The sequence below is a fragment of the Halopseudomonas sp. Lyrl_26 genome (assembly GCF_051948695.1).
GTDB lineage: Bacteria > Pseudomonadota > Gammaproteobacteria > Pseudomonadales > Pseudomonadaceae > Halopseudomonas > Halopseudomonas formosensis.
This window is the reverse complement of sequence record NZ_JAYJLH010000017.1, coordinates 28935-39337: the sequence shown is the minus strand read 5'-3', so window position 1 is coordinate 39337 and position 10403 is coordinate 28935. Positions and strand designations below refer to the sequence as shown.

The 10403-nt window shown below is 59.4% G+C and carries 14 protein-coding genes; 3 read left to right on the top strand and 11 right to left on the bottom strand.

Translation table 11 applies throughout. The features are described 5' to 3' along the window. Positions 1 to 176 precede the first annotated feature (176 nt). The 3 genes from VF673_RS14130 to VF673_RS14120 are packed head-to-tail and all read left to right on the top strand — an operon-like array spanning position 177 to position 2652. A complete protein-coding gene (locus VF673_RS14130) occupies positions 177 to 1181 on the top strand; it encodes a methionine ABC transporter ATP-binding protein (protein ID WP_440292397.1) in 1005 nt (334 codons plus the stop codon). After that, the gene (locus VF673_RS14125; protein WP_090540701.1) at positions 1178 to 1843 is read left to right on the top strand and encodes a methionine ABC transporter permease; all 666 of its coding nucleotides are present in this window, start codon (positions 1178 to 1180) and stop codon (positions 1841 to 1843) included. The genes VF673_RS14130 and VF673_RS14125 overlap by 4 nt, the downstream gene beginning before the upstream one ends. A gap of 35 nt (positions 1844 to 1878) precedes the next feature. Continuing rightward, positions 1879 to 2652: a MetQ/NlpA family ABC transporter substrate-binding protein gene (locus VF673_RS14120; RefSeq protein ID WP_440292396.1), complete on the top strand. Its 774-nt coding sequence runs from the start codon at positions 1879 to 1881 to the stop codon at positions 2650 to 2652. Positions 2653 to 3144: 492 nt separating this feature from the next. On the opposite strand, the gene VF673_RS14115 is transcribed toward VF673_RS14120, so the two are convergent. From VF673_RS14115 to rpsE, 11 genes are all read right to left on the bottom strand, one after another. Beyond that, the gene (locus VF673_RS14115) at positions 3145 to 4605 is read right to left on the bottom strand and encodes a catalase (protein ID WP_440292395.1); all 1461 of its coding nucleotides are present in this window, start codon (positions 4603 to 4605) and stop codon (positions 3145 to 3147) included. A gap of 175 nt (positions 4606 to 4780) precedes the next feature. Beyond that, positions 4781 to 5164, bottom strand: a complete 384-nt coding sequence (gene rplQ, locus VF673_RS14110; protein WP_090540706.1) for a 50S ribosomal protein L17 — start codon at positions 5162 to 5164, stop codon at positions 4781 to 4783. 25 nt (positions 5165 to 5189) lie between these two features. Further along, positions 5190 to 6191, bottom strand: coding sequence for a DNA-directed RNA polymerase subunit alpha (locus VF673_RS14105; protein ID WP_090540707.1), 1002 nt, complete (start codon positions 6189 to 6191; stop codon positions 5190 to 5192). 26 nt (positions 6192 to 6217) lie between these two features. Beyond that, the gene (rpsD, locus tag VF673_RS14100) at positions 6218 to 6838 is read right to left on the bottom strand and encodes a 30S ribosomal protein S4 (RefSeq protein WP_090540709.1); all 621 of its coding nucleotides are present in this window, start codon (positions 6836 to 6838) and stop codon (positions 6218 to 6220) included. Between the two features lie 15 nt (positions 6839 to 6853). Beyond that, positions 6854 to 7243 carry a 30S ribosomal protein S11 gene (gene rpsK / locus VF673_RS14095; RefSeq protein WP_090540710.1) on the bottom strand — a complete coding sequence of 130 codons (390 nt, stop codon included), beginning with the start codon at positions 7241 to 7243 and terminating at the stop codon, positions 6854 to 6856. Positions 7244 to 7263: 20 nt separating this feature from the next. Beyond that, positions 7264 to 7620 (bottom strand): 30S ribosomal protein S13, encoded by a 357-nt coding sequence (gene rpsM, locus VF673_RS14090; protein WP_090540712.1) that lies wholly within the window; start codon positions 7618 to 7620, stop codon positions 7264 to 7266. A gap of 172 nt (positions 7621 to 7792) precedes the next feature. Next, positions 7793 to 7909, bottom strand: coding sequence for a 50S ribosomal protein L36 (rpmJ, locus tag VF673_RS14085; protein WP_074781302.1), 117 nt, complete (start codon positions 7907 to 7909; stop codon positions 7793 to 7795). 22 nt (positions 7910 to 7931) lie between these two features. After that, positions 7932 to 9260, bottom strand: a complete 1329-nt coding sequence (secY, locus tag VF673_RS14080; protein ID WP_090540714.1) for a preprotein translocase subunit SecY — start codon at positions 9258 to 9260, stop codon at positions 7932 to 7934. Between the two features lie 7 nt (positions 9261 to 9267). Continuing rightward, a complete protein-coding gene (rplO, locus tag VF673_RS14075) occupies positions 9268 to 9702 on the bottom strand; it encodes a 50S ribosomal protein L15 (RefSeq protein ID WP_440292394.1) in 435 nt (144 codons plus the stop codon). 3 nt (positions 9703 to 9705) lie between these two features. Next, positions 9706 to 9888 carry a 50S ribosomal protein L30 gene (gene rpmD, locus VF673_RS14070; RefSeq protein WP_044501138.1) on the bottom strand — a complete coding sequence of 61 codons (183 nt, stop codon included), beginning with the start codon at positions 9886 to 9888 and terminating at the stop codon, positions 9706 to 9708. A gap of 6 nt (positions 9889 to 9894) precedes the next feature. Beyond that, positions 9895 to 10398, bottom strand: coding sequence for a 30S ribosomal protein S5 (gene rpsE, locus VF673_RS14065; RefSeq protein ID WP_036993694.1), 504 nt, complete (start codon positions 10396 to 10398; stop codon positions 9895 to 9897). Positions 10399 to 10403 lie beyond the last annotated feature (5 nt).

Here is a 10403-nt window from a genome sequence, read left to right as displayed (position 1 = left end):
GTTGGCCCGCCCTCGCTCAATAACCGCCCGTAGCTCACCAGATGATCCGTTACTCGCCTCTCGGACGTCAGGAGAACTGCCCGGTCAATACCCCCTGGAGCGCCAGCCCTGATAAACTGCCAACCCGCGCCATCCGGCGACAATCATGCAATTCACCATGTTCTACGGGAACCCTTGTGATTGAATTTCAGCAGGTAACCAAGGCCTACCAGGTAGCAGGGCGTGAGATTCCCGCCCTTCACAGCACCGACCTGACCATTGAAGCGGGTCAGGTGTTCGGCATCATCGGCCATTCGGGGGCCGGCAAGAGCACCCTGCTGCGCCTGATCAACCGTCTGGAAGAACCCAGCAGCGGCCGCATCCGGGTCAACGGCGAGGACGTCACCGCGCTGGATGCCGCCGGCCTGCGCCGTTTCCGTCAGCGGGTGGGGATGATCTTCCAGCACTTCAACCTGCTGTCCTCGGCCACGGTGGCGGACAACGTCGCCCTGCCCCTGCGGCTGGCCGGCGAGCTGGATCGCGGGCAGATCAACCAGCGGGTGCGCGCGCTGCTGGAACGGGTCGGCCTGAGCGATCACGCCAACAAGTACCCGGCGCAGCTGTCCGGCGGCCAGAAACAGCGGGTCGGCATTGCCCGCGCCCTGTCCACCGAGCCGAGCATACTGCTGTGCGACGAGGCCACCAGCGCCCTCGACCCCCACACCACCCGTCAGGTGCTGCAGCTGCTGGCGGAGATCAATCAGGAACTGAAGCTGACCATAGTGCTGATCACCCACGAGATGGACGTGATCCGCCGGGTCTGTGATCAGGTGGCGGTGATGGACGGCGGCCATATCGTCGAGCAGGGTCAGGTCACCGACGTGTTCCTGCACCCGCAGCATTCGACCACCCGCAGCTTCGTGTTCGACGACGAGAGCGATGAACAGCAGGCCGACGACTTTGCCCATGTGCCGGGCCGCATCCTGCGCCTGACCTTCCTCGGCGAGTCCACCTTCGCCCCGCTGCTCGGCCAGGTAGCCCGGGCCACCGGCGTGGACTACAGCATTCTCGCCGGTCGCATCGACCGCATCCGTGACCTGCCCTGCGGCCAGCTGACCCTGGCCCTGATCGGGGGTGATGTGGATGCCGCCATGGCCCAGCTGCAGGCCTCCCAAGTGCATGTCGAGGTACTACGCACATGAGCGAACTCTTCACCAATATCGACTGGTACGACATCTGGATCGCCACCCTGGATACCCTGCTGATGCTGGGTGGCTCGCTGCTGTTCACCGTGCTGTTCGGGCTGCCGCTGGGTATCCTGCTGTTTCTCACCGGGCCTCGGCAGATGTTCCAGCGCAACGGCCTGTACGCGGTGCTGTCACTGATCGTCAACGCCCTGCGCTCGCTGCCCTTCATCATCCTGCTGATCGTGATGATCCCGGTGACCAAGCTGATTACCGGCACCTCCCTGGGCGTGGCCGGCGCCATTCCGCCGCTGGTGGTGGGTGCCACCCCCTTCTTCGCCCGTCTGGTGGAAACCGCCCTGCGCGAAGTGGATCGGGGCATCATCGAGGCGACCCAGTCCATGGGCGCCACCACGGCGCAGATCATCACCCGCGCCCTGCTGCCGGAGGCGCGCCCCGGCATCATTGCTGCGATCACCGTGATCGCCATTACCCTGGTGTCCTATACCGCCATGGCCGGCGTGGTCGGCGGGGGTGGCCTGGGTGACCTGGCCATCCGCTACGGTTATCAGCGATTCCAGACTGATGTAATGGTGGTTACCGTTGTATTACTGCTGGTATTGGTGCAGATTCTGCAAAGTATCGGCGACCGCCTGGTTGTCCACTATTCCCGTAAATAAATAACAGGCACTGACCTCACCTTTCGGAGCATTTCATGAAAAAGATCGTAGCTGTTCTGGCGCTGGCCACTGCGTTCGGCGCCCACGCTGCTGAGAAACTCAGCGTCGCCGCCACTGCTGTTCCCCACGCGGAGATCCTCGAGTTCGTCAAACCCACTCTGGCCGAACAGGGCGTGGAGCTGGATATCAAGGTCTTCACCGACTACGTGCAGCCGAACCTGCAGGTCGCCGAAGGTCGTCTGGATTCCAACTTCTTCCAGCACAAGCCCTATCTGGATGAGTTCAACAAGGGTCGCGGTACCGATCTGGTGAGCGTGGCCAACGTCCACGTCGAGCCCTTCGGTATCTATTCCAGCAAGCTGGAATCGCTGGACAACATCCCCAGCCGCGCCACCGTGGCCATCCCCAACGACGCCACCAATGGCGGCCGCGCTCTGCTGCTGCTGGCCAAGGCCGGGCTGATCACCCTGAAGGACGACACCAACATCCTGTCCACCCCGCGTGACATCGCTGACAACCCGCACAAGCTGCGCATCCGCGAGCTGGAAGCGGCCACCCTGCCCCGCGTTCTGGATCAGGTGGATCTGGCTCTGATCAACACCAACTACGCTCTGGAAGCCGGCCTGAACCCCACCACCGACGCCTTGGCCATCGAAGGTGAGGATTCCCCCTACGCCAACATCCTGGTCACCCGCTCCGACAACAAGGGCGCCGAAGCCGTCGGCAAGCTGGTTAACGCGCTGCAGAGCGACGAGGTGAAGGCCTTCATCGAAGAGAAGTACAAGGGCGCGGTGGTTCCGGCGTTCTGATTGCTCGATCAGCTGTATGAGAAGCCCCCTGCTGCGGTCACGTGTCAGGGGCTTTTTCTGGATTGGTAGCTTCTTAACAGCCATATAGATGCCGGCTGATAAACCGTGTAAGGCCGTGCTGGGCTGCAGGGCCGTGCCGACACGCCGTGAATACGTCCCTGTAGGCTCGCGGTTTTCATCCCTGAAAACCGACGGTCGGCACAACCCTGCAGCCCAACCCGCCAGCAAACTCCGAGCCGCTGTAAGAAAACCATCAGCAGCTCAGACGTTTCCGCCGTTGCGTTGGTACGACCCTGATACGACCGTTTGATGACAGGGATGTCATCAACGAGCCTACAGGGAAGTATTCACGGCGTGTCGTAGCAGGGTCGTACCAGCGCATAGGCATGCACAGACACTCCAGCTCAGGCTGCGTCAACGTACCCACCAAAAGCAAATACAAAAAACCCGCGACTTGTACCACGTCGCGGGCCGTTCCAACCACCGGTGTAATCAGACCGGCACTTCAGACATCGGTACTCCCAGCGCTGCTGCTACACCTTTGCCGTAATCCGGATCGGCTTTGTAGCAGTGGGTGATGTGGCGAATCATGATATGGCGCTCCACCCCGTTCATGGCCCGCGCCGTGTTCTGGAACAGACGCTGCTGCTCGTCTGCCGACATCAGACGGAACAGGTTGCCCGGCTGGGTGAAGTAGTCGTTATCTTCCTCGCGGTAATCGTAACGGGCTGCCGCACCTTCCAGCGCCATCGGCGGCTCGCTGAAATCGGGCTGCTGCTGCCATTCGCCATAAGTATTCGGCTCGTAATGCAGGCGGCTGCCCTGGTTGCCGTCAACCCGCATGGCACCATCGCGGTGATAGCTGTGGACCGGGCAACGGGGCGCGTTTACCGGGATCTGGTGGTGGTTCACACCCAGACGGTAGCGCTGCGCATCGCCGTAGGAGAACAGACGACCCTGCAGCATGCGATCCGGCGAGAAGCTGATGCCGGGCACCACGTTGGCCGGAGTGAAGGCGGCCTGCTCCACATCCTGGAAGTAGTTGTCCGGATTGCGGTTGAGCTCCATGTAGCCCACCTCGATCAGGGGGTAGTCCTTCTTCGACCAGACCTTGGTCAGATCGAACGGATGGAAGCGATAGTTGGCAGCCTCTTCCTCGGGCATGATCTGCACGTACATGGTCCAGCGCGGGAAGTCACCGTTCTCGATCGCCTCGTACAGGTCCCGCTGAGAGCTTTCGCGGTCATTGGCCACGATGGCGGCTGCTTCCGCGTCGGTCAGGTTCTTGATGCCCTGCTGGGTCTTGAAGTGGAACTTGACCCAGTAGCGCTTGTGATCGGCGCTGATGAAACTGTAGGTATGCGAGCCGAACAGGTGCATGTGGCGGTAGCCGGCGGGAATACCCCGATCACCCATGACGTAGGTAATCTGGTGCAACGCCTCGGGCAACCCGGTCCAGAAGTCCCAGTTGTTGTTGGCGTTGCGCATGTTGGTGCGCGGGTCGCGCTTCACCGCGTGGTTGAGGTCGGGGAATTTCAGCGGGTCGCGGAAGAAGAACACCGGGGTGTTGTTGCCCACCAGGTCCCAGTTGCCCTGCTCGGTGTAGAACTTCAAGGCTGCGCCACGGATATCGCGCTCGGCGTCAGCCGCGCCACGCTCACCGGCCACGGTGGAGAAGCGGGCAAACATCGGGGTGCGCTTGCCGACCTCCGAAAAGATCCGTGCCTTGGTGTACTGGCTGATGTCATGGGTGACAACGAACTCACCGAAGGCACCCGAGCCCTTGGCATGCATGCGGCGCTCCGGGATCACTTCGCGATCGAAGTGCGCCAGCTTCTCCAGGAACCAGACGTCCTGCAGCAGCATGGGACCGCGGGGCCCTGCGGTCATCACATTCTGGTTATCTGCAACGGGGGCACCTGCTACCGTGGTGAGTCTTGGTTTGTCTGTCATATCCCATCTCCTGAAGTCGTACTGCCAGCGACTCGCTGGCGATGGGGACATGATAGGGAGCCGCCTTCTATTGAACCAATGAGTTGATCAAACGACGACGATAGGCTTTTTGCATGACTGAATGTCAGGCACAAAAAACCGGGCCAGAGCCCGGTTCTTCGTGAACTGTTGCAGCTTACTCTTCGGAAGCAGCAGCCAGTTCGGGGCGGTCAACCAGTTCCACGTAGGCCATGGGTGCCGCATCACCAGCGCGGAAGCCGCACTTGAGGATACGGATATAGCCGCCGGGACGGTCTGCGTAGCGCTTGCCCAGGTCGTTGAACAGCTTGCCTACAGCTTCTTTGCTGCGGGTGCGGTCAAACGCCAGACGGCGGTTGGCTACGGTATCTTCTTTCGCCAGGGTGATCAGCGGCTCTGCAACGCGGCGCAATTCCTTGGCCTTGGGCAGAGTGGTTTTGATCAGTTCGTTTTCGAACAGCGACACTGCCATGTTCTGGAACATGGCCTTGCGGTGCGAGCTGGTCCGACTCAGGTGACGACCACTTTTACGATGACGCATCTCTCAATTCCTCGGTGTCAGACGATCAGGCGTTAACCTTGTCGTCCTTCTTCAAGCTAGCAGGCGGCCAGTTGTCCAGACGCATACCGAGTGACAGACCACGGGAAGCCAGAACGTCCTTGATCTCGGTCAGGGACTTCTTGCCCAGGTTCGGGGTCTTCAGCAGTTCCACTTCGGTACGCTGGATCAGATCGCCAATATAGTAAATGTTTTCTGCTTTCAGGCAGTTGGCCGAACGGACAGTCAGCTCCAGGTCGTCAACCGGGCGCAGCAGGATCGGATCGATCTCGTCTTCCTGCTGTTCCACCACCGGCTCCTGATCGCTCTTCAGGTCAACGAAGGCGGCCAGCTGGTGCTGCAGGATGGTGGCAGCGCGACGAATCGCTTCTTCCGGATCCAGAGTACCGTTGGTTTCCAGGTCGATAACCAGTTTGTCCAGGTCAGTGCGCTGTTCAACCCGCGCGCTCTCGACTACGTAGGCCACACGGCGCACCGGGGTGTAGGTAGCATCGAGCTGCAGACGACCGATGGAACGGCTCTCGTCCTCATCGGACTGGCGGGCATCAGCGGGCTGATAACCGCGACCACGGGCAATCACCAGCTTCATGTTCAGCGCGCCGTTGGCGGACAGCGTGGCGATGTGGTGATCGGGATTGACGATCTCCACATCGTGATCCAGCTGGATATCGCCAGCGGTGACCGGGCCCTCACCCTTCTTGGACAGGGTCAGGGTAACCTGGTCGCGACCATGCATCTTGACTGCCAGACCCTTGAGGTTCAGCAGGATCTCGATGACATCTTCCTGGACGCCTTCAATGGCGCTGTACTCATGCAAAACGCCATCGATTTCCGCCTCTACCACGGCACAACCGGGCATGGACGAGAGCAGAATGCGCCGCAGCGCATTGCCCAGGGTATGACCGAAGCCACGCTCCAGCGGCTCAAGAGTGATCTTGGCACGCGTGGGCGAGGCTTCTTGAACGTCGATATGACGTGGAGTAAGAAACTCGGCAACCGAATTTTGCATGAAAGGCACCTTTTGCTGACTATCGCTTACTTGGAGTAGAGCTCGACGATCAGGTTTTCGTTGATGTCGGCGTACAGATCACTCCGGGCGGGCAGGCTCTTGAAGACACCTTCCTTCTTGGCAGTATCGACTTGCAGCCACTCTGCCTGGCCACGCTGGGCCGCCAGTTCCAGGGCGCTGTTGATGCGCAGCTGGTTCTTGGCCTTTTCGCGAACGGCTACCACGTCACCCGGGGATACCAGGTAGGAAGCGATGTTCACGGTCTTGCCGTTAACGCTGATTGCCTTGTGGGATACCAGCTGACGCGCTTCGGCGCGAGTTGCACCAAAGCCCATGCGGTAGACCACGTTGTCCAGACGACGCTCGAGCAGTTGCAGCAGGTTCTCACCGGTAGCACCCTTCAGACGGGCAGCTTCCTTGTAGTAGTTGCTGAACTGACGCTCCAGGACGCCATAGATGCGACGAACTTTTTGCTTCTCGCGCAGCTGGGTACCGTACTCGGAGAGACGACCGCGACGCTGACCATGCACGCCAGGCGCATTGTCCTGCTTGCACTTGGAGTCCAGCGCGCGAACACCGCTCTTGAGGAACAGATCAGTGCCTTCACGACGAGACAGCTTACATTTGGGACCAATATATCTAGCCATTTAACCGTCTCCTGATTACACGCGGCGCTTCTTGGGCGGGCGACAGCCGTTATGTGGGATGGGGGTGACGTCGGTAATGCTGCTGATCTTGTAACCACAGGAATTCAGCGCACGTACGGCGGACTCACGACCCGGGCCAGGGCCCTTCACATTAACGTCGAGGTTTTTCAGACCATATTCCAGTGCGGCCTGGCCAGCACGCTCGGCTGCAACCTGTGCAGCAAAGGGAGTGCTTTTCCGCGAACCGCGGAAACCGGAGCCACCGGAAGTCGCCCAGCTCAGAGCATTGCCCTGACGGTCGGTGATGGTGATGATGGTGTTGTTGAACGACGCATGGATGTGGGCGATCCCATCAACCACCGTCTTTTTTACTTTCTTACGAACACGAGCAGCAGGCTTAGCCATATCTGTATATTCCTTCGCGATTACTTACGGATCGGCTTGCGCGGACCCTTGCGGGTACGGGCGTTGGTCTTGGTGCGCTGGCCGCGAACCGGAAGACCACGACGATGACGCAGACCACGATAGCAACCCAGATCCATGAGACGCTTGATGTTCATGTTGATCACGCGGCGCAGGTCACCTTCAGTGGTGTTCTTGGCGACCTCGTTACGCAGCAGATCAATCTGCTCCTCGCTCAGATCCTTGATCTTGGCGCTGGGCTCAATGCCAGCGGCGGCACAGATCTGTTGTGCCTTGGTTTGACCGATACCATAGATATAGGTCAGAGAGATAACAGCATGCTTGTTATCCGGGATGTTGACGCCTGCAATACGGGCCATCCAAATTTACTCCGTCTGACAGCTACCTGACTCAACCCAACACAACCAGGTTGCGAGAAAAAGGGTGCAGTAGGGTAGCGCTAACATATAAAAAAATCAACCACCCGACCATTCAACAGGTCGGGCGGCGGTTATCCTGAGACGTAGTCTTCAATCAGTGCTGGTGTTGCTATCAACCCTGGCGCTGCTTGTGACGGGGCTCAGCACTGCAGATAACCCGTACGCTGCCATTGCGACGGATGACCTTGCAGTTACGGCAAAGCTTCTTGACTGATGCTGCAACTTTCATATCGTTCTCCAATCCCGAAAAATCAGCGCAGCATGCCGCTGCCGTAACCTTTCAGGTTCGATTTCTTCAAAAGAGACTCGTACTGCTGTGAAACGAGGTGCGATTGTACTTGGGACATGAAGTCCATCACAACCACAACCACGATCAGCAACGAGGTACCACCCAGATAGAACGGCACGTTGGCCGATACCATCAGGAACTGCGGCAACAGACACACCGCAGTCATGTACAACGCACCGAACATGGTCAGGCGGGTCAGTACGCCGTCGATATAGCGGGCGGATTGTTCACCCGGGCGGATACCCGGAATGAAGGCGCCTGACTTCTTCAGATTGTCAGCCACATCCTTGGGGTTGAACATCAGCGCTGTGTAGAAGAAGCAGAAGAAGATGATCCCTGCACTGAACAGAATGATGTTCAACGGCTGCCCTGTTTCGAGCGAGCGGGTGATCTTCAGCAGCCACTCCATACCGTCGCCCTGGCCGAACCAGGTACCCAGCGAAGCCGGGAACAGCAGGATACTGCTGGCAAAGATCGCCGGGATCACACCAGCCATGTTGACCTTGAGGGGCAGATGGCTGGTCTGTGCGGCAAACACCTTGCGGCCTTGCTGACGCTTGGCATAGTTGACGGTAATCCGCCGCTGGCCACGCTCAACGAAGACCACGAAGGCCACCATGGCCACAGCCAGTGCACCGATCACCATCAGGGCGAAGATATTGATATCACCCTGGCGGGCCGCCTCGAAGGACTGCCCCACGGCGCTCGGCAGACCGGCGACGATACCGGCGAAGATCAGCATCGAAATGCCGTTGCCGATACCCCGCTCGGTGATCTGTTCGCCCAGCCACATCATGAACATGGCGCCCGACACGAAGGTCACGACGGCTATGAAATAGAAGCCGAACCCAGTATTGAAAGCCACGCCCTGACTGGCCAGACCAACCGACATGCCGACCGCCTGGATCAGGGCCAGCACCAGCGTCAGATAGCGCGTGTACTGGCTGATCTTGCGGCGACCGGACTCGCCTTCCTTCTTCAACTGCTCAAGCGACGGGCTCACCGCCGTCATCAGCTGCATGATGATGGATGCAGAGATGTACGGCATGATCCCCAGAGCGAAAATACTCATCCGCTCCAGGGCGCCACCGGAGAACATGTTGAACAGGCTAAGAATGGTGCCCTCGTTCTGTCTGAACATATCAGCCAGGCGATCAGGGTTGATACCGGGCACCGGTATATGAGCGCCGATTCGGTAAACGATGATTGCCAGGAACAGGAAGCGCAGGCGCCCCCAGAGTTCGCTCAGGCCGCCTTGATTCATTCCAGAGAGAGCACCTTGCTTAGCCATGTAGTCCTTATTCCTCGATCTTGCCGCCGGCTGCCTCGATTGCTGCACGGGCACCCTTGGTAGCCGCCAGGCCCTTGATGGTGACCGCTTTGGTCACATCGCCGGACAGGACGACTTTGGCACGCACATACTTGCTGCCGATGATGTTGGCATCTTTCAGCGCTTGCAGATCGATGACATCAACATCCAGCTTGTTCAGCTCGCTGGTGCGGATTTCGGCAGTCACCTGCGCAATGCGCGAGACGAAGCCGAACTTGGGCAGACGGCGGTACAACGGCTGTTGACCACCCTCGAACCCGGGAGCGACGGTACCGCCGGAGCGGGAGGTCAAACCCTTGTGGCCGCGGCCGGCAGTCTTGCCCAGGCCGCTGCCGATACCACGACCGACGCGCAGCTTGGCTGGGCGGGATCCGGGCGCGGAACGCAGATCATTCAATTTCATGTCTTAACCCTCAACCCGCACCATGTAGGCGACCTTGTTGATCATCCCACGAACAGCCGGAGTATCTTCGACTTCGACGGTGTGACCGATGCGACGCAGACCCAGACCCTGGATGCAGGCCTTGTGGCTCGGCAGACGACCGATCACGCTCTTGTATTGGGTGACTTTGATTTTTGCATTAGCCATCTCAGCTTACCCCACGATGTCTTCAACGGTCTTGCCCCGCTTGGCCGCCACGGAATCGGGCGACTGCATGGACTTCAGACCCTTGTAGGTAGCCTGAACGACGTTGACCGGGTTAGTGGAACCGTAACACTTGGCCAGTACGTTGTGGATGCCGGCGGCTTCCAGAACGGCACGCATCGCGCCACCGGCGATAACACCGGTACCTTCGGAGGCGGGCATCATGAATACCTTGGAGGCACCGTGAGCCGCGCGCAGCGGATACTGGATGGTGGTCCCGTTCAGGTCCACCTGGATCATGTTACGACGTGCGGCTTCCATGGCCTTCTGGATGGCAGCAGGCACTTCACGCGCCTTGCCACGACCGAAGCCCACACGACCATTGCCGTCGCCAACTACTGTCAGCGCTGTGAAGGCAAAGATCCGACCGCCTTTGACTACCTTGGCGACGCGGTTAACCTGAACCAGCTTCTCAATGTAACCTTCGTCACGCTTTTGATCGAAATTAGCCATAGCTC